The sequence below is a fragment of the Kribbella endophytica genome, from assembly GCF_054781295.1.
This window is the reverse complement of sequence record NZ_BAAGUR010000002.1, coordinates 1,604,251-1,623,278: the sequence shown is the minus strand read 5'-3', so window position 1 is coordinate 1,623,278 and position 19,028 is coordinate 1,604,251. Positions and strand designations below refer to the sequence as shown.

The window sequence follows — 19,028 nt, the reverse complement described above, 5'->3', positions numbered from 1 at the left end:
AGAGCGCCCCGCACTCGATCGAGTGCGGGGCGCTTTGTCGTACGACGGGGTTCGGCGCCGGTGAGGAACCTTCGCACGTTAGCGTTCCCCCATGACCGCGGAAACCGTCGCGCAGGCTGCTGCGATCACCACCTCAGGGCTCGGCCGGAGCTACGGCTCAGGTGAGACCCGGATCGACGCGCTGGCCGACGTCAGCGTGCAGTTCGGGCAGGGCCGGTTCACCGCGATCATGGGCCCGTCGGGGTCGGGCAAGTCCACGCTGCTGCACTGCCTGGCGGGGCTCGACCGGCCGACCAGCGGGCAGGTCTTCCTCGGCGAGATCGACCTGACCAGGCTCACCGAGAAGGCCCTGACGCATCTCCGACGAGACCGCGTCGGGTTCGTCTTCCAGGCGTTCAACCTGATCCCCACGCTGACCGCGCTCGAGAACATCACGCTCCCGCTCACCCTCGCCAACCGCAAGCCGGACCAGGCCTGGCTCGACCTGATCGTCGAGACCGTCGGGCTGAAGGACCGCCTGCACCACAAGCCCAGCGAACTGTCCGGCGGCCAGCAGCAGCGCGTCGCCTGTGCTCGCGCGCTGGCCTCCCGCCCGCACGTGGTCTTCGCCGACGAACCGACCGGCAACCTCGACTCCCGCGCCTCGGCCGACGTACTCGCCTTCCTGCATCGCTCGGTCCGCGAGTTCGGCCAGACCGTGGTGATGGTGACGCACGACCCGACGGCCGCCGCGTACGCCGACCGCGTGCTGTTCCTGGCCGACGGCCGCCTGCGCGAGGAGCTCGTCGACCCGACCGCCGAGTCCGTCCTCGACACGATGAAACGCCTGGAAACCCCCGGCACCGCCCAGGCGACCGCGAGCGCAGGCAGGCCGAGCCAGGCGAGCGACGACACCACCCCAGACCCCCAGGCCCAGGCCGGCTGATGCTCAAGCTCGGCCTCCGGTCGGTGCTCGCGCACCGGCTGCGGTTCGTCCTGTGCACGATCGCCGTGCTGCTCGGCATCGGGTTCGTCAGTGGCGCGATGGTCTTCAGCGACACCCTGTCGGCCGCCCTCAAGAAGAACTTCGCCGGCGCGACCGCCGACCTCACCGTCACCCCGGTCTCCCCGCTGAACACCGGTACGCCGACCCTCTCGATCGAGATCGCCGACCGCATCGCCGCCGTGCCAGGCGTCGCAGCGACCGACGCCCAGCTCCTCGTCGCCGACGTCGAGATCCTGGCGAAGGACGGCCAACCGATCGACACCTACAGCCTCGCGACCTTCGGCGCGAGCTGGCCGCACGACGAGCGAACCGCGCCGTTCAAACTCGTCCAGGGCACCGCGCCGTGGGGCACCGAGCAGCTCACCCTCGACCGCAACACCGCCGACCGCGAGGGCTACGAGCTCGGCCAGAAGGTCAAGGTCGTCACCCCAGCCCGCGCCGTCACCGCGACGCTGACCGGCTTCACCACCCCAGGCCTGTCCGGTACGTCGGCCGGCGCACCCCTCGTCGCGTTCGACAGCGCCACCGCCCAGCTCCTGCTCCTCGGCAAACCCGGCTGGACCTCGATCGGCATCGCCCTGCAGCCCGGCCAGGACCCCGGCACCGTCCGCAGCGCGATCCAGGACGCAATCGGCAACACCGTCGAGGTCCGCACGGCAGCCCAGGTCTCCGCCGACGGCGAGAGCGCCCTCGACGACACCTTCGGCGGTCTGACCGCAGCCCTCCTGCTGTTCGCCGGCTTGGCCTTGTTCGTCAGCACGTTCCTGATCGTCAACACCTTCGCGATGGTCGTCGCCCAACGCAGCCGCGAACTCGCCCTCCTCCGCGCAGTCGGCGCTTCCGGCGGCCAGGTCACCGGCACGGTCCTCGCCGAGGCGCTCGTGATCGGCGTCATCGGCTCGACGCTAGGACTCCTGCTCGGGATCGGCGTCGCAGCAGCGATCCAGTACATGTACCAACGCCTCGACCTCGCGATCCCGTCGGCGGCTCTTCAGGTCAGCCCCGCCACGATCATCGCGTCGTACGTCCTCGGCATCGGGATCACTACAGCCGCGGCCTACCCCGCCGCGCGCAGAGCCGGCAAGCTCCCGCCGGTCGTCGCCCTGCGCGCCGACACGACCATCCCCGAGCGCAGCCTGGTCGTCCGCGTCGTACTCGGCGGCTTCCTCCTGCTGATGGCGATCGTCCTGCTCCTCGTTTCGCTCACGGCCAACGGCCTACCCGGCGCGATCCTGGTCGGCCTCACCACCGCGCTGGTCCTGCTCGGCCTGGTCATGACGCTCCCCCTGATCAGCCGGTACGCCGTACGCGGCCTCATGCTCCCCCTCGGCCGCCAAGCCGCCGTCGTCCTCGGCCGCCGCAACGCCGAGCGCAACCCCCGTCGTACGGCGGCCACGGCGTCGGCGCTGATGATCTCGCTCGCCCTCGTCAGCGGGCTCTTCGTGATCGCCGCGTCGGCCAAGGCCTCGGTCGACAAGGGAATCGCCGACGCGATCGGCAGCTCCGAGCTGGTCGTGACCGGCGACCGCCCGTTCAGTACGGCGGTCGGCGACGCGATGGCCAAGGTGCAAGGCATCTCGGGCGTGCACCGCGTACGGCGGTCGACCGGCGAGGTCAACGACCGGCCGATCACCCTGGCCGGCGTCTCCGACGGCACGCTCGACGGCCCGATCACGGTCACCACGACCACCGGATCACTCGACAGCCTCGGCAAAGGCCAGGCGGCCCTCCCCCGCAACCTCGCGAACCAGCTCGATCTCGCGGTCGGCCAGACGTTCACCCTCACCACGACCACCGGCAAGCACCAGCTGACCGTCGGCGCGATCATCGCCCCGAACCACCAGGTCGACGCCGTCATCACCAGCCTGCCGACGTTCACCGAGCTGGGCGGTGGCGAGATCGACGCCACCGTCTACCTCGAAGTTGCCGAGGGCACCGATCCGGCGGCCGTCCGGCAGGCGGTCACCCAGGCGATCCAGGACTACCCGTCGGTCGTCGTCCGCGACCAGCAGGCGTACGCCGCGGCCGAGCGCGGTCCGATCAACGGGATCCTCGGCATCGTCGGCGCGCTGCTCGGGTTCGCCGTCCTGATCGCGCTGCTCGGGGTCGTCAACACGCTCGCCCTCGGCGTGGTGGAGCGGACCCGTGAACTCGGCCTGCTGCGCGCGATCGGGATGGACCGCCCGCAGGTCCGGCGGATGCTGCAGGTCGAAGCGGTCGCGATCGCGTTGTTCGGCGCGATCCTCGGGTTGGTGATCGGCGTGTTCGCCGGCGCCGCGGTGCAGCACGTGATGGTCGACGACGGGCTCGGCGTGCTCGACGTACCGGTGCTGCAACTCGTCGCAGCTCTCCTGGTCGCGGCGGTGGTCGGCGTACTGGCTGCGATCTGGCCGTCACGCCGTGCAGCGCGACTGGACGTCCTGCGCGCGATCGCAACCGAGTAGCAGCTGAACTCCTCCGCTGGGAGTTAATCACCGGTAGCCTGCCGGTGTGCCGGGCAGCGTCCAGTCGATCGAGCGTGCTGCCGCAGTGCTGCGCCTGCTCGCGGCCGCGCCGAACGGACTGGGTGTCGCGGATCTCGGCAACGCGCTGGGACTGGCGAAGGCAACCGTCCACGGGATCGTTCGCACGCTGCACCAGGTCGGCTTCGTCGAGCAGGACCGGTCCGGCGCGCACTACCGGCTGAGCGACGCCTTCGGCCGGCTGGGCGAGACCTACCTCGATCCGAACGAGCTCCGCAGCCGCGCGATCAACTGGGCCGACTCGCTGGCTTCCCGCAGCGGCGAGGTGGTTCGCGTCGGGCGGCTCGTCGAGGGCAAGGTGGTCGTCGTGCACCACGTCTTCCGGCCCGACGACAGCGACCAGGACCTGGACGTCGGTACGACGTTGCCGCCGCACGCGACCGCGCTCGGCAAGGCGGTGCTCGCGTTCGACACCAGCGGCGCGGCCAAGCCGAAGACCCTGGAAGCGTTCACCACCCGCACGATCCTCGAGCCCGCCCGGCTCGCCGACGAACTCGCCGCGGTCCGTGCCAAGGGCTGGGCCGGCGAGTTCGAGGAGCACACCGTCGAACTGGCCGGCATCGCCGCGCCGATCCGTGGCCTGGGCGGTCTCGTCGTCGGCGCCGTCGGCCTCACCGGCCGGATCGAGCGCATCTGCGACTCCCGCCTGCGCCACCGCACTGACCTGGTCACCATGGTCCGAGCCACCGCCGAAGCCATCGGCCGCGACCTCCGAGACGACGGCTGATGGGGAAGCTGCTGCGCGCGGCCCGCCCCCGGCCGGCTGCGCCATCCCTCACCCGTCGCCGCGCGGCCCCGCCCTCCACTAGCCGCCCCCGATCGCCTCGGCCGTCCCTCACCCGTCCGCAGGGTGCTCGCTGATGGCAGAGCAGTACGTCGCGGCGGTCGACCAAGGGACCAACTCCACCCGGTGCATCCTGTTCGACCGCCGGGGACGGCTCGTCTCGGTCGCCCAGCGCGAGCACAAGCAGTACTTCCCGCGTCCCGGTTGGGTCGAGCACGACGCGGCCGAGATCTGGCGCAACGTCACCCGCGTCGTACCGGCCGCCGTCCGGCAGATCGGCGCGGCGCCGTCCCAGATCGTTGCCATCGGCATCACCAACCAGCGTGAGACCAGCCTGCTCTGGGACCGTCGGACCGGTCAGCCGGTCGGCCACGCCGTCGTCTGGCAGGACACTCGGACCGACCGCCTGATCACCGAGCTGGCCGGCGACGAAGGCCCCGACCGCTTCGTCGACCTCTGCGGTCTCCCCCTCACCACGTACTTCTCCGCGCCCCGCCTGCGCTGGATGCTCGACCACACCCTCGGCCTGCGCGCCCGCGCCGAAGCGGGCGACGTCCTGTTCGGCACGATGGAGTCCTGGCTGATCTGGAACTTCACCGGCGGACCCGACGGCGGCCTGCACGTCACCGACGTGACGAACGCCAGCCGCACGATGCTGATGAACATCGAGACCCTCGAGTGGGACGACAAGCTCCTCGAAGCGTTCAACGTGCCGAGGTCAGTCCTCCCCGAGATCCGCCCGTCCTCCGGAGTCTTCGGTACGGCGACGACCGTGCTTCCCGGCGTACGGATCGGCGCGGCGCTCGGTGACCAGCAGGCCGCGCTGTTCGGCCAGACGTGCTTCAGTCCGGGTGAGGCGAAGTGCACGTACGGCACCGGCTCGTTCCTGCTGCTCAACACCGGCAAGGAGATCGTCCGGTCGACGCACGGCATGCTGACCACCGTCGCGTACCAGATCGGCGACCAACCGGCGGCGTACGCGCTCGAAGGCTCGATGGCCGTCACCGGTTCGCTGGTGCAGTGGTTCCGCGACGGGCTCGGGCTGATCCACACGGCCGCCGAGATCGAGACGCTGGCCAGGACCGTCGAGGACAACGGCGGCGCGTACATCGTGCCCGCGTTCTCCGGTCTGTTCGCGCCGCACTGGCGCAGCGAGGCGCGCGGCGTGATCGCCGGGCTCACGTCGTACATCACCAAGGGCCATCTGGCCCGGGCGGTCCTGGAGGCGACCGGCTTCCAGACCCTCGAGGTGGTCGACGCGATGAACGCCGACTCCGGCATCGCGCTCAAGGCACTCAAGGTCGACGGCGGGATGACCGCGAACAACCTGCTGATGCAGTTCCTCGCCGACCTGCTCGACGTCCGGGTGGTCCGGCCGATGGTGACCGAGACCGTCTCCCTCGGTGCGGCGTACGCGGCCGGCCTGGCGGTCGGCTACTGGCCGGACCTCGAAGGCCTGCGCAGCAACTGGCACCGCGCCGGACAGTGGCTGCCGGACATGGATCCCGACCGGCGAGCCACCGAGTACGCCAACTGGAAGGCAGCGGTCCAACGCACGTTCGGCTGGATCCGCCCAGAGCAGCAGGAGAGCAACAGCTAGTCCTCGGCGCGCCAGATCCAGTTCTGCCGGGCGTAGCGGATCTCGAAGCCGGTCCGGAGCATGTTGTTCAGCGAGGAGTTCTGCTCGCCGTCACTGGGCTTGCCGGTCTCCGCGCTCAGCCACTTCGCGCCCTCGGCCGAGGCCTGCCGGGCGCGTGCCGCGAGGAGCGCCGACTGCGCACCACGTCCCCGGTACGACGGAAGTACGGCCGCGCCCGCGAACGACGCGACCTGGTCATGGATCGCCAGCGACGCCGCGCCGACCATCGTGTCGCCGTCCCAGGCGCCGTACGGCGTGAAGCCGGGACGACCGACCACGGCCGAGATCATCGGCACCAGCTTGTCGGTCGGCATCCCGAAGCCGCGCATCAACGTCGCCGCCCACTCCTCGGCCTGCTCCGCCGGGACCTCCCCGATCCGCAGGTCGGTGTCGGCGGACTCCACCAGCCCGGCCAGCCGCGCCAGCTTCAGCCAGGTCCCGCCGGCGGTCAGCCCGGTCTTCGCCACGATCGTGTCCCAGTCCCGCGGCAGCACCGACGGCGCGAACTGCAGCGTCGCCAGGCGCACGTCGTGCGTGCGGTAGAACGCGATGATCTCCTCGACCAGGTCGAGCGTCACCGGCGACCCGAAGCCAAAGCCGAGCGCCTTGCTCCAGTAGTTCGTCACGTCGTCGGGCATCGCCAGTACGACGCCACCACCGATCCGGCGGCTCGCCAGTCCCAGCGACTCCGCCACCGCGGGTGAGGCAGAGCTCTCGTAGCCCCACACCGCTTCCGCCTCAGCTGCCTCGATCAGCTCGGCGATCCGATCCATTCATTCCTCCAGACCACATCCCCGTGACGATGTTCCGACCCGACACTATGCCGGTCGCGCAAACCCTCCGGGTCAGGCCTTCCAGACCCAGATCGGACGGTCGTAGATCACCTGGAGACCGGCGCGTCCCAGGTTGTCCAGCGAGGGTTTCTGCTCGCCCGGGCCCGGCTTGCCGGTCTCCGAGAACACCCAGCGGCACCCTGCCGCGAGCGCGTCCTGCGTACGACGGGCGACCAGCGCCGACTGAGCTCCGCGCCCCCGGTACTCCGGTCGCGTCGCGCCGCTGACCAGCTCGCCGGCCTCACCGTCGACGTACAGCACACCGGTCGCGACCGGGCTGTTGTCGCGCTGCAGCTTGACCAGCGTCGGTCCCCGGGTCAGATTCCCCTCGGCGGCCTCCGCCAGCGCAACCATGTCCATGCCGGAAAGCCTAGCCCGTACAGGGAAACACCAAGTGACGAAACTCGTTGCCCTCGGCACCCTGTTGGCAAGAACTCGCCAACTCAGCGCCCGGCCGGAACCTCGTCGGTGATCGGCGCCGCGTGCGCCTCCTCGTACCCGGCGATCGCCAGCCGGTCGAGCGCCCGCTCGAGCACCGCGGTGTCCTCCAGCGTCCGGACCTCGGTGATCTTGCCCCACTTCATCCGCAGGAACTGGTGCACGACGTTCTGGTACGTCGTACCGTCGACCAGGCCGACGTCGACGGTCACCGCCGTCGCAACGCGCGTGTCCCAAGGCCATCCCGCGACGAGCACATCGTTCACCGTGAACCGCGTCTCGGGCATCAACCGGAACGCCCGCCGCCACCACTCCCGCAACGCCTCGTGCGTGTGCCGCTCCCCCGACAACGCGTGGTCGCCGTAGAAGCGGTAGGTGAACTCCGGCGCCATTCCCCGCACCATCGCTTCCCAGTTGCCGGCGGTGATCTCCGCAAACGCCTTCCGCACCTGCGCCGCCACGAACCGGTGGTACATCAGCCTTCTCCCGTCAGTCGGTCTTCTCCAACCTACGAAAGCCGGCTCACCAACCGCTCACTGGACCCCTCCGACGATCAGCGCCGTCAACGCTGCTTCACCATCAGCTTCGCGAGCCAACGCTTCGGCTGCTCCCAGCATGCCGACGCAGCGCAACCTCAACTCGGCCGCCGCGAGCTTCGAGTACGGCGCCAGCGCGGCGGCCATCAGATCGACGTACCCGCCCAGCAACTCTCGCTGCACGGCCTCCATCTCCGGAGTCCCCTTCACCGCGGCCGACACCGCCGCCAGTTCCGGCATTTCACGGACACAGGCGAAGTACGCCGCACTGATCACCCGAGCGATGTCACCAACCTCCGGCTCCGCGTCCCGCACCGCGCTCTCGATCGCGGACTTGTGCCGCACGTCCAGCCGCCGGTACAGCTCGGTCAGCAGCCCCGACCGGGTCCCGAAATGGTCGTACACGATTGGCCGGCTCACCCCCGCCGCCTCCGCCAGCGTGACCAGCGTCAGCCCGTCGGCACCCCGCGTCCGGACGAGGGACACCGCGGCCTCGAGCAGCTGCTCGCGCCGTGCCTGCTTGCTCAACCGCACCGTCATGTGCCTATCCTACAAGATGTAACCTACAAAATGTAGCAAGGGGCGATCATGCACTCGGTACTCATCCTCGGTGGCACCGGCCAGGCCGGCTCCGACACCGCCCGGCAGCTCCGCAAGCGGCACCCGGACCTGCCGATCACCATCGCCGGCCGCGACCTCGGCCGCGCGCAGAAGATCGCCAACGAACTCGGCGCCGCCACGGCGGCGACGATCGACCTACGCCGCCGCGACCTCGGACTACCCGACAGCCAGACCTACTCGGCCGTCATCGCCACCTTGTGGGACTCCCATCACAACGGCCTGCACTACGCCCAGGACCACGGTCTCCCGTACCTCAGCATCTCCAGCGCGCTCGTCGACACCTCACCCGAGCTCGTCGCCGCCGCCCAGCGGCCGGCCACCGCGCCGATCCTGGTCGCGAGCCATTGGTGCGCGGGCATCGCCGTACTGGCGACCCTCGTGGCGGCGAGCGACTTCGCCGCGGTCGACAGCATTCGGGTGCAGGCGCTGCTGGACGAGCTGGACATCGGCGGTCCGGCCGGCGCCGCCGACCTGGAACGCTGGACCACCGCGACCACCGCGGGTCTCGTACGACGCGACGGCGCGTTCCAGTGGATCACCGACGTCGACACGGAGATGGTCGCCAACGACGGCAGCGTGCATCCCGCGCAGAGTCTCGCGATCCTCGACGTCACCAGCCTGGCCCTCGCGACCGGAGCCGCGAACGTCCGCTTCGACATGGCCGTCGGCGAATCGGCCGGACGTCGTACGGGCGGCCAGGCGTCGGTCGAGGTCCGCATCGACCTGGAAGGCACCGACCACCAGGGCAATCCACTCAGCAGCATCCGCTACCTGATCCACCCCGAAGGCCAGCGCCCGCTGACCGCGCTCGGCATCACCCTCGGCCTGGAAAGCCTGCTGGGACTCATCGCCGATGCCCCGCTCAGCCCGGGTCTGCACACACCCGAGTCACTCATCGACCCGGCGTACGCCGTACAGCGTCTGCTGGAACTCGGCGCGTCCTTCTGACGATCTCAACCCGGAGCACCCCCCACGAAGGTGCTCCGGGCAAGTATTTCTCAGGCCGGCGAGACGATGTCCGGCGCTTCCAGGCGGACCTTGTCGGCCGACTCGTCGTCGGGCTGGTCCTGCGAGTCCCGCTCGGACTGGACCCGGCGCTGGTAGAACGACACCTCGCGCTCGATCGTTTCGTCGTCCCAGCCGAGCTCCGGCGCCATCAGCCGCGCCGCGGCATCCGCCGCACCGGCTCCACGGTCCCAGGCCTCGATCGAGATCCGGGTCCGCCGGGCCAGTACGTCGTCCAGGTGCCGGGCGCCCTCGGACCGGGCCGCGTAGACGACCTCGGCCTTCAGGTAGTCCTGCGTCCCGGGCAGCTGCTCACCGAGCGACGGGTCCGCCTTCACCAGGGCGAGCACCTCGTTGATCAGTGCGCCGTACCGGTTGAGCAGGTGCTCGATCCGGGCGACGTGCAGCCCGGAGTTCTGGGCGATCAGGTGCCGCTGGTTCCACAGCGCCGGGTACCCGTCGGCGCCGACCAGCGGGATCGTCTTGGTGGTGCACTTCGGGACCCGGCCGTCGAGCGCGTTCGCGACCGCGTCGACCGCGTCCTTGGCCATCACCCGGTACGTCGTGTACTTGCCGCCGGCAACCACCACGAGCCCGGGCGCCGCGTGCGCGACGACGTGCTCACGGGACAGCTTGGAGGTGCTCTCCGACTCCCCCGCCAGCAGCGGCCGGAGCCCGGCGTACACGCCCTCGACGTCCTCACGGGTCAGCGGCGTGTTCAGCACCGCGTTCACGTGGTCGAGCAGGTACTCGATGTCCTTGCTGGTCGCGGCCGGGTGGGCCTTGTCCAGGTTCCAGTCGGTGTCGGTGGTGCCGATCAGCCAGTGCCGGCCCCACGGGATGATGAACAGCACCGACTTCTCGGTCCGCAGGATCATCCCGGTGCTGGACTGGATCCGGTCCTTCGGTACGACGAGGTGGATGCCCTTCGACGCGCGCACGTGGTACTGCCCGCGCTCGCCGACCATTGCCTGGGTGTCGTCGGTCCACACCCCGGTCGCGTTGATGACCTGCTTGGCGCGGACCTCGAACTCGCGGCCGCTCTCCAGGTCCTTCGCCTGGACGCCGGTCACGCGCTCGCCCTGGCGCAGGAACCCGGTCACCTTCACCCGGTTCGCGACGTGCGCGCCGTACGACGCCGCCGTGCGGGCCAGCTCCATCGTGTGGCGGGCGTCGTCGACCTGCGCGTCGTAGTACTGCAACGCGCCGACCAGCGCCGACTTCTTCAGGCTCGGCACCAGACGCATCGCGCCGCGCCGGGTCAGGTGCCGATGCATCGGGAGCCCGGCGCCGTTGCCCGAGCTGACCGCCATCGCGTCGTACAAGGCCACGCCGGCGCCCGCGTAGAACCTCTCCCACCAGCGATGCTGGAGCGGGTAGAGGAAGGGCACCGGCTTGACCAGGTGCGGTGCCAGGCGTTGCAGGAGCAGGCCGCGCTCCTGCAACGCCTCGTGCACCAGCCGGAAGTCGAGCATCTCCAGGTACCGCAAGCCACCGTGCATCAGCTTGCTGGACCGGCTGGAGGTCCCGCTCGCGTAGTCGCGGGCCTCCAGCAGCCCGGTGGTCAGACCCCGGGTCGCGGCGTCCAGGGCCGACCCGGTGCCGACCACCCCGCCGCCGATCACCAGGACGTCCAGTTCGCGGCCGTCCGCCATCGCGTCGATGGCCTCCGACCTCGCTTGCGGGGACAGAGCCACTACAGCCACTGTGCTGTTCCTTCCGGTTGTCGCTACTGCTTACTGCCGTACCGCTGTCGTGCTGCTAGTCGACGTCGACCCAGTCGAGCGTCCGCTGGACCGCCTTCTCCCAGCCCTTGTACCCGGCCGCACGCTGCTCGTCGTTCCACTCCGGGCTCCAGCGCTTGTCCTCGTTCCAGTTCTGCACCAGTTCGTCGGTGTTGTTCCAGAACCCGACCGCCAGCCCGGCCGCGTACGCCGCGCCGAGTGCCGTGGTCTCCGCGACGACCGGCTTGCTCACCGGTACGCCGAGGATGTCGGCCTGCATCTGCATGCAGAGCTCGTTGGCCGTGACACCGCCGTCGACCTTGAGCACCTCGAGCTTCACGCCCGAGTCCTTCTCCATCGCGTCGGCCACGTCCTTGCTCTGGTAGCAGATCGCTTCCAGTGTTGCTCGGGCCAGGTGAGCGTTGGTGTTGAACCGCGACAGGCCGACGATCGCGCCCCGGGCGTCGGAGCGCCAGTACGGCGCGAACAGCCCGGAGAACGCCGGGACGAAGTACACGCCGCCGTTGTCCTCGACCTGCCGGGCCAGCGTCTCCGTCTCGCTCGCACCCGAGATGATGCCGAGCTGGTCACGCAGCCACTGCACCGCCGACCCGGTCACCGCGATCGAGCCCTCCAGCGCGTAGACCGGCGCGTCGTCGCCGAACTTGTACGCCATCGTGCTCAGCAGGCCCGCCTTGGAGCGGACCAGCTCGGTGCCGGTGTTCAGCAGCATGAAGTTGCCGGTGCCGTAGGTGTTCTTGGCCTCGCCCGGGTTGAAGCAGACCTGACCGACCGTCGCGGCCTGCTGGTCCCCGAGGTCACCCGTCAGCGGTACGACGCCGCCGAGCGGGCCGTTCGCCAGCGTCTCGCCGTACTTGTTCGGGTCCGACGACGGACGGATCTCCGGCAGCATCTGCCGGGGGATGTTGAAGAACGAGATCAGCTCGTCGTCCCAGTCGAGCGTCTCCAGGTTCATCAGCATCGTGCGGCTGGCGTTCGTCACGTCGGTGATGTGCACCCCGCCGTCGACGCCACCCGTCAGGTGCCACAGCAGCCAGGTGTCGGTGTTGCCGAAGACGGCGTCACCGGCCTCCGCGGCCTCGCGGACCCCGTCGACGTTCTCCAGGATCCACTGCACCTTGCCGGCCGAGAAGTACGTCGCCGGCGGCAGCCCGGCCTTCTGCCGGATCACGTCGCCCTTGCCCTCACGCTCGAGGGCCGAGGCGATCCGGTCGGTCCGGGTGTCCTGCCAGACGATCGCGTTGTAGTACGGCCGCCCGGTCTTACGGTTCCAGACCACCGCGGTCTCGCGCTGGTTGGTGATACCGAGCGCCGCGAGGTCGCTCGCCTGCAGGTTGTTCGCGTTCAGCGCGGTCCTGATCACCGAACTGGTCCGCTCCCAGATCTCCACCGGGTTGTGCTCCACCCAGCCCGCCTGCGGCAGGATCTGGGAGTGCTCCAGCTGGTGCTTGCCCACCTCGTTGCCGGAGTGGTCGAAGATCATGAAACGGGTGCTCGTGGTGCCCTGGTCGACGGCACCGACGAAGTCAGCCATGGAAAGTCCTCTCCTCACACGCTGTTTGCCTGCTCATGCGGCGGTCTTGTCCTCGGGGATGCGGCCGGGTTCCTCGTCCTCGTCGGCGATCGGCAGGTTGCGTCCGACCAGCAGGTCGTACAGGAACGCACCGAGCAGGGCGCCGATGATCGGTGCCACGATCGGCACCCAGAAATAGATGTCCCCGAACTGATCCTTGAACGCTCCGCCGTACCCGGTGAAGAACGACGCCAGCCGGGGGCCGAAGTCACGGGCCGGGTTGATCGCGTACCCGGCGTTGGTGCCCCACGCCATCCCGATGCCGACCACCAGCAGGCCGACGATGAACGGCGCCAGGTTGACGCCCGGGGACGTGTTGCGAAGATCCGTGATCGCCAGGATGACGAGCATCAGGATCGCCGTGCCGATGATCTGGTCGCGGAAGCCGCCCCACATCCCGACACCGAGATCCAGGCTGCCGTTGCCCGGCAGGGTGGAGAACACGCCCTGGCTCTTGATCGTCAGCCCGGGGTCGAACTTGTTCAGCGCCTCGGTGTAGTTCCAGCGGACCACCAGAGCCGCCAGAAACGCGCCGAGGAACTGGGCCACCGAGTACGGCAGCACCTTCTTCCAGGAGAACCCGCGGAACGCCGCCAGGGCGATCGTCACCGCCGGATTCAGATGAGCGCCGGTCATCCGCCCCGCGACGTAGATACCCAGGGTCACCCCGAGCCCCCAGGCCCACGCGATGGAGTCGTGATCCCCGATCCCCGCGGCGACCACCTGCGCCACCACACCACACCCGAACAGGATCAGGATGAACGTACCGGCCAGCTCGGCCGAGCACTCCCCCAGAAGGGTCTTAGCCTTGACGGCTTCAGTCGTAGCCATGCTCTGTCTCCCTTCCACCCCGTGACGACCACGGAGGTCTGGAATGTAGGAGCGTTTGCGAGGCGGCACAACGCCGTACGTTCGACATTGTCGAACGCCGCAGTGGCCCAGACCACTGCGACACTCGTACAACCTTTTCCCGGGTTGATCACGTCAGGGCGGGCAGAGGAGGCCCGGCGCACGGGGCGGCGGGCGGGAAAGGGACCTGATGGGGACCGGACGGAGTACCGGGGAGTTCGCGGAGTTCGCGGTGAGTCGGCATCGGGCGTTGTTCCGGTACGCCTACCTGCTGGTGGGTGAGCGGGGGCTGGCCGAGGACCTGGTGCAGGAGGCGCTGACCAAGACGTACGTCGGCTGGCACCGGCTGCGGGACTCGGCGAACGCCGAGGCCTACACCCGGAAAGCGATCACCAGTACGGCGATCAGCTGGTACCGGCGGAAGTCATGGAACGCCGAACGGCCGCGGGACGACGTGCCCGAACTGCCTTCGCGCGGCAAGGACGACGACGTGACGGCGCGGCTGTGGCTCTGGCAAGAGCTTTCCCAGCTGCCACCACGGCAGCGGGCCGCGCTCGTCCTGCGGTACTACGAGGACCTGTCCGAGGTGGAGACCGCACGGGTCCTCGGCTGCACCGTCGGCACGGTGAAGAGCCAGACGTCGCACGCCCTGAAGAAGCTGCGGGCCCGGCTGGGCCCCGACGCGGAACTGACGATCGAATTGGTGGTGGCCCAGTGACCGGCCTGATCAAGGAAACCCTGACCGAGCACGCCGACGCCGTCACCGAGCCGGCCCTGGACCTGGACGCCGTGATGCGGACGGGCGACCGCCGGATCAAGCGCCGCAAGGTCGCGACCCGGCTGACCGTCGCCGCGGCCGCCGTGGCCGTGGTGGCCGGCGGGATCACCGCCGTACGGGTGGTCGACAACTCGGCACCGCCGGCCGGGCAGCCGGGGAACTTCACCGAGCGGCGCCCGACGTACTCGATGGACAGCAAGATCCACTTCGGCTCCGAGACGATCGAGGTCGGCAAGGACGAGATCGCCACCTTCGCCCAGACCGACGCCGGCTTCGTCTACGTCACCCCCACCGGCACCGTGAAGGCCGCCGACGGCCGCCGGATCACCCAGATCGGCGCCGGCAACACCCTCAAGCGCCTCACCGTCGACGACGCCGGCACCCTGGTCGGCTGGGTGGACAGCGGCGCCCAGCGCCCCGAGTTCGTCGTGTACGACGTGGCCGCGCGCCGCGAGGTCGTCCGGACGGCGCAGGGCACGGTCGCGAACCCTGCCGAGGGCAAGGCGCCTCGGGTGTCCGCGATCGACGACGGCTTCGCCTACTTCTCCACCGGCACCGGCGTCTACCGCTGGAACCTCGCCACCGGCGCCAACAGCCTGATCGACCCCAAGGCCGGCCCGGAGAAGCTGCAGGGCGTGGACGCGGGCCAGTTCACCTGGGAGGTCCTCCAGGCTCCCAACCAGACCCAGCAAATTGCCGTCGGCACCGATCTCCGCAGGCCGCCGGCGAAGGTCTACGACGGGTGGACCAGCAACGTCTCCCCCAGTGCCCGGTACCTGATGACCGACATGGCCGACGAGGTCCGGCTGTTCGACCTGCGGACCGGTCAGCAGCTCCCGCTGAAGTTCCCCGGGTACACGCTGATCGTGCCGACGCAGTGGCAGGGCGACGGCAGCTTCTACGCGGTCGGGTTCACCAAGGACGAGAAGGCCCCGGTCGACCTGCTCAAGTGCTCGACCTCCGAGCTGACCTGCGAGGTCGAGCTCGCCCGGTTCGCGCCGAGTCCCTCGGAGACGGTCGGTTTCCAGCTCCCGGTGGGCTTCGTTCTCGACTGAACGGGAAACTCCGGAAGAAATCTACCGACCGGATGCAACCGATCGTAGGGGCCAGAGCGTCAGGTTACTGGGAGACAAAAGCACGAAGGGGGAATCTCAGGTGAATCAGCACGTCACGACCGCGCACCGCGAGGACGTCACGGCCCGCGGCTGGCTCGAGATCGGGCTGCAGAACCTGCCGGCCCGGCAGCGGGACGCGCTGGTCCTGCGGTTCTACGAATCACGCACCGAGACCGAAGCGGCCGGCATCCTCGGTTGCTCGGTCCCGGCCGTGAAGCGCCGGACCAGCCACGGCCTGCGCCGGCTCAGCTCCCACCTGGGCCCCGACGCCATCCTGCTCCTGCAGCGCGTCGCCCGCTGACCTACGCCGTACGACGAACGGCCGGGAATCCCTCGACGAGGGTTCCCGGCCGTTTCACATGCCGTGATTGGTTGCGGCGCGCAACTAAACCTGGGACGCCGCGCCCTCGACAGCCTTCAGCGCCATGGCGGCCTGCTCCTCGGTGGCGTTCTCCGGGAAGTGGCACGCGCTCTGATGACCCGGCGCGATCTGCAGCAGCGGCGGCTCGACCGTCTTGCAGATGTCCTGCGCCTTCCAGCAACGGGTGTGGAAGCGGCAGGCCGGCGGCGGGTTGATCGGGCTCGGGACGTCGCCCTCGAGCCGGATCCGCTCGCGCTTGGTCTTGCGCTTGGTGTCCGGGATCGGCACGGCCGACAGCAGCGCCAGCGTGTACGGGTGCATCGGCTTCTCGTACAGGCTGACCCGGTCGGCCAGCTCGACGATCTTGCCCAGGTACATCACCGCGACCCGGTCCGACACGTGCCGGACGACCGACAGGTCGTGCGCGATCATCACGTAGGTGAGGTCGAACTCCTTCTGGAGGTCCTCCAGCAGGTTCACCACCTGGGCCTGGATCGACACGTCCAGCGCGGACACCGGCTCGTCGGCCACGATCAGCTTCGGCCGCAGGGCGAGCGTCCGGGCGATCCCGATCCGCTGCCGCTGGCCGCCGGAGAACTCGTGCGGGTACCGGTTGTAGTGCTCCGGGCTCAGCCCGACCAGCTCGAGCAGCTCCTGGACGGTCCGCTTGACGCCACCCTCGGGCTTCACGCCCTGCAGCCTGTACGGCGCGCCGACGATCTTGCCGACCGTGTGGCGCGGGTTCAGCGAGCCGTACGGGTCCTGGAAGATCATCTGGATGTCGCGCCGCAGCGGCCGCATCTTGCCGTCACCGACGTGGCTGATGTCGTGGCCCTCGAAGATGATCTGGCCGTCGGTCGGCTCCAGCAGCCGGGTCAGCAGCCGACCGGTGGTGGTCTTGCCGCAGCCCGACTCCCCCACCAGCGACAGCGTCTCGCCCTTCATCACGCTGAAGGTCAGCCCGTCCACGGCCTGTACGGCGCCGGTCTGGCGCTGCAGCAGACCCTTGCGGATCGGGAAGTGCTTCGTCAGGTTCGTTGTCGACAGCAAGGGCTCGCCGTTGGCGGGATCGGCCTTGACGGCTTCGGTTTCGGCAGTGGTCACAATGGCTCCGTCGTTCCCAGGATCCGTCACAGTTTCGGCTTGATCTCTTCGGTCCAGATCCGCTCCCGGTCCGCGCCGGTCAGGTGGCAGGCCACCTGGTGGCCGGCCCCGACGTCCAGCAGGTCGGGACGGTCGGTCTCACTGGCCCCGCCGTTCAGGTGCGCGTAGTTGCAGCGCGGGTTGAAGGCGCAGCCGGTCGGGACGTTGATCAGGCTGGGCGGGCTGCCCTTGATCGGGATCAGCCGCTCGGTCCGCTCCCGGTCGATCCGCGGCATCGAGCCGAGCAGGCCCCAGGTGTAGGGGTGCTGCGGCCGCTCGAAGATGTCGTCCGCGGTGCCGTACTCGATCGCGCGGCCGGCGTACATCACCTGGATGTCGTCGGCGAGCTCGGCGACCACGCCGAGGTCGTGGGTGATGATGATGACGGCGGAGTTGAACTCGCGCTGCAGGTCGCGGATCAGGTCCAGGATCTGGGCCTGCACGGTGACGTCCAGCGCGGTGGTCGGCTCGTCGGCGATCAGCAGGTCGGGGTCGCAGGACAGCGCCATCGCGATCATCGCGCGCTGCCGCATGCCGCCGGAGAACTGGTGCGGGTAGGCGTCCACACGCTTGTCCGGCTGCGGGATGCCGACCCGGTCGAGCATGTCGATCGCGTGCTTGCGGGCGACCGCCTTGGTCACGTGGTTGTGCACCCGGTACGCCTCGACGATCTGCTTGCCGACCGTGTAGAAGGGGTGCATCGCCGACAGCGGGTCCTGGAAGATCATCGCCATCCGCTTGCCGCGCAGCAGCCGCACCTCCTCGGCGCTGCTGGAGACCAGGTCCTGGCCGTCCAGGAACACCTCGCCGCTGATCTTCGCCGTACCGGCCTTGTGCAGGCCCATGATCGACAGGCTGGTGACGCTCTTGCCGGAGCCGGACTCGCCGACGATGCCGAGCGTCTTGCCGCGCTCCAGCTTGAACGACAGACCGTCGACGGACTTGACCACGCCGTCGTCGGTCGGGAAGTGCACCTTCAGGTCGCGGACGTCGAGAAAGGCCTCGCCGCGCTCGACCCGCTGGACGGTGTCTTGAGGTTCGGTCACGAGATTCGCACCCTCGGGTCGACGACGGCGTACAGGAGATCGACGATCAGGTTCGCCAGCACGATGAAGAACGCGGCGACCAGCGTCACCCCGAGCACCTTCGGCAGGTCGTTGGCGCGCAGCGCGATCACGGCGTACTGGCCGATGCCGGGCAGCGAGAAGGTCGTCTCGGTGAGGATCGCGCCACCCATCAGCAGGCCGAGGTCAAGGCCGAAGATGGTCAGGATCGGCGTCAGCGCCGAGCGCAGGCCGTGCTTGACCACGACCGTCCGCTCGGTCAGGCCCTTGGCCCGCGCGGTCCGGACGAAGTCCTCGTTCATCGTCTCGAGCATGCCGGCCCGGGTGAGTCGTGCGTACGCCGCGGCGTACAGGAAGGCCAGCGTGACCCAGGGCAGGATCAGGTCGTAGGCCCACCAGATCGGGTTGGTCTCGTCGAGCGGGTTCGTCCCGCCCTGCGCGGTCCAGCCCAGGTTGTAACTGAAGATCGACAGTGACAGCAGGCCGGTGAAGAAGATCGGGAGCGAGACGCCGGCCAGCGCGACCGACATCATTCCCCGGTCCAGGGCCGAACCCCGTCGCAGCGCCGACACGATGCCGGTGCCGACCCCGGTGATGAGCCAGATGAAGGCCGCACCACCCGCCAGCGAGGCGGTGACCGGTATTCGCGCGACCAGGTCCGGCCACACCGGCTGCTGGGTCAGGAAGGAGTACCCGAAGCACGGCGCCGGGCAGTGCTCGGTCGACGGGCCGTAGTTGTACTCCTTGCCGACGAACAGGCCCTTCACGAAACCGCCGTACTGCACGTAGAGCGGGTCGGTGAAGCCGAGTCGCTCCGCCGTCTGGTGGATCTGCTCCTGACCCGCGCTCTTGCCGACGTAGCGCGAGGCCAGGTCGTCAGCGGTCGCGCCGCCGAGCTTGGGAACGAGGAAGAAGATCGAGAATGTCACGGCCGTGACGATGAAGAGCAGGATCACTGCTCCGATCACCCGGCGGACCAGATATGCGAACACGTGCTCGGCGTGGCGGCCGGTGATCATCGCTGATCACCGGCCACC

General features: G+C 69.4%; 18 protein-coding genes. 8 read left to right on the top strand and 10 right to left on the bottom strand.

The window, feature by feature from the left end:
- Positions 1–91: 91 nt before the first annotated feature.
- The 4 genes from ACYVIO_RS26080 (at position 92) to glpK (ACYVIO_RS26065) (ending at position 5,891) form a co-directional block, all read left to right on the top strand.
- Entirely contained in the window at positions 92–925 is an 834-nt protein-coding gene (locus ACYVIO_RS26080; RefSeq protein ID WP_460653505.1) for an ABC transporter ATP-binding protein, read from the top strand.
- A complete protein-coding gene (locus tag ACYVIO_RS26075; protein WP_460653504.1) occupies positions 925–3,429 on the top strand; it encodes an ABC transporter permease in 2,505 nt (834 codons plus the stop codon). Before ACYVIO_RS26080 ends, ACYVIO_RS26075 begins: the two co-directional genes overlap by 1 nt.
- A 46-nt stretch (positions 3,430–3,475) precedes the next feature.
- A complete protein-coding gene (locus tag ACYVIO_RS26070; RefSeq protein ID WP_344171275.1) occupies positions 3,476–4,234 on the top strand; it encodes an IclR family transcriptional regulator in 759 nt (252 codons plus the stop codon).
- 133 nt (positions 4,235–4,367) lie between these two features.
- Positions 4,368–5,891, top strand: coding sequence for a glycerol kinase GlpK (glpK, locus tag ACYVIO_RS26065; protein WP_460653503.1), 1,524 nt, complete (start codon positions 4,368–4,370; stop codon positions 5,889–5,891).
- On the opposite strand, the gene ACYVIO_RS26060 is transcribed toward glpK (ACYVIO_RS26065), so the two are convergent.
- From ACYVIO_RS26060 to ACYVIO_RS26045, 4 genes are all read right to left on the bottom strand, one after another.
- Complete coding sequence (locus ACYVIO_RS26060; protein WP_460653502.1) at positions 5,888–6,703, bottom strand: GNAT family N-acetyltransferase; 816 nt, start codon at positions 6,701–6,703, stop codon at positions 5,888–5,890. The genes glpK (ACYVIO_RS26065) and ACYVIO_RS26060 overlap by 4 nt on opposite strands.
- A 72-nt stretch (positions 6,704–6,775) precedes the next feature.
- A complete protein-coding gene (locus ACYVIO_RS26055) occupies positions 6,776–7,123 on the bottom strand; it encodes a GNAT family N-acetyltransferase (protein ID WP_460653501.1) in 348 nt (115 codons plus the stop codon).
- An 83-nt stretch (positions 7,124–7,206) separates the two neighbouring features.
- On the bottom strand, positions 7,207–7,677 hold the full coding sequence (locus tag ACYVIO_RS26050; protein ID WP_460653500.1) for a nuclear transport factor 2 family protein: 471 nt from the start codon (positions 7,675–7,677) through the stop codon (positions 7,207–7,209).
- Positions 7,678–7,734: 57 nt separating this feature from the next.
- Positions 7,735–8,277: a TetR/AcrR family transcriptional regulator gene (locus ACYVIO_RS26045; protein ID WP_460653499.1), complete on the bottom strand. Its 543-nt coding sequence runs from the start codon at positions 8,275–8,277 to the stop codon at positions 7,735–7,737.
- 48 nt (positions 8,278–8,325) lie between these two features.
- Here ACYVIO_RS26045 and ACYVIO_RS26040 point away from each other — a divergent pair, with 48 nt between their 5' ends.
- Positions 8,326–9,306 (top strand): Rossmann-fold NAD(P)-binding domain-containing protein, encoded by a 981-nt coding sequence (locus tag ACYVIO_RS26040; RefSeq protein ID WP_460653498.1) that lies wholly within the window; start codon positions 8,326–8,328, stop codon positions 9,304–9,306.
- A gap of 50 nt (positions 9,307–9,356) precedes the next feature.
- Here ACYVIO_RS26040 and ACYVIO_RS26035 read toward each other — a convergent pair whose 3' ends face one another.
- From ACYVIO_RS26035 to ACYVIO_RS26025, 3 genes are read right to left on the bottom strand one after another with little or no spacing between them, the layout of a single operon-like run.
- Positions 9,357–11,069, bottom strand: coding sequence for a glycerol-3-phosphate dehydrogenase/oxidase (locus ACYVIO_RS26035; protein ID WP_460653497.1), 1,713 nt, complete (start codon positions 11,067–11,069; stop codon positions 9,357–9,359).
- Between the two features lie 55 nt (positions 11,070–11,124).
- Positions 11,125–12,642 (bottom strand): glycerol kinase GlpK, encoded by a 1,518-nt coding sequence (gene glpK, locus ACYVIO_RS26030; protein WP_460653496.1) that lies wholly within the window; start codon positions 12,640–12,642, stop codon positions 11,125–11,127.
- A 33-nt stretch (positions 12,643–12,675) separates the two neighbouring features.
- Positions 12,676–13,512 (bottom strand): MIP/aquaporin family protein, encoded by an 837-nt coding sequence (locus ACYVIO_RS26025; protein ID WP_460653495.1) that lies wholly within the window; start codon positions 13,510–13,512, stop codon positions 12,676–12,678.
- A 208-nt stretch (positions 13,513–13,720) separates the two neighbouring features.
- Between ACYVIO_RS26025 and ACYVIO_RS26020 the strand changes: the two genes are divergently transcribed.
- From ACYVIO_RS26020 to ACYVIO_RS26010, 3 genes are all read left to right on the top strand, one after another.
- Positions 13,721–14,248 (top strand): SigE family RNA polymerase sigma factor, encoded by a 528-nt coding sequence (locus ACYVIO_RS26020; RefSeq protein WP_460653494.1) that lies wholly within the window; start codon positions 13,721–13,723, stop codon positions 14,246–14,248.
- Positions 14,245–15,363: a hypothetical protein gene (locus tag ACYVIO_RS26015; RefSeq protein ID WP_460653493.1), complete on the top strand. Its 1,119-nt coding sequence runs from the start codon at positions 14,245–14,247 to the stop codon at positions 15,361–15,363. The genes ACYVIO_RS26020 and ACYVIO_RS26015 overlap by 4 nt, the downstream gene beginning before the upstream one ends.
- A 100-nt stretch (positions 15,364–15,463) precedes the next feature.
- Entirely contained in the window at positions 15,464–15,724 is a 261-nt protein-coding gene (locus ACYVIO_RS26010; protein ID WP_460653492.1) for an RNA polymerase sigma factor, read from the top strand.
- Positions 15,725–15,808: 84 nt separating this feature from the next.
- Here ACYVIO_RS26010 and ACYVIO_RS26005 read toward each other — a convergent pair whose 3' ends face one another.
- From ACYVIO_RS26005 to ACYVIO_RS25995, 3 genes are read right to left on the bottom strand one after another with little or no spacing between them, the layout of a single operon-like run.
- Entirely contained in the window at positions 15,809–16,888 is a 1,080-nt protein-coding gene (locus tag ACYVIO_RS26005) for an ABC transporter ATP-binding protein (RefSeq protein ID WP_460653491.1), read from the bottom strand.
- Positions 16,889–16,914: 26 nt separating this feature from the next.
- Positions 16,915–17,973 carry an ABC transporter ATP-binding protein gene (locus ACYVIO_RS26000; RefSeq protein WP_460653490.1) on the bottom strand — a complete coding sequence of 353 codons (1,059 nt, stop codon included), beginning with the start codon at positions 17,971–17,973 and terminating at the stop codon, positions 16,915–16,917.
- Positions 17,970–19,010, bottom strand: a complete 1,041-nt coding sequence (locus ACYVIO_RS25995) for an ABC transporter permease (protein ID WP_460653489.1) — start codon at positions 19,008–19,010, stop codon at positions 17,970–17,972. The genes ACYVIO_RS26000 and ACYVIO_RS25995 overlap by 4 nt, the downstream gene beginning before the upstream one ends.
- Positions 19,011–19,028 lie beyond the last annotated feature (18 nt).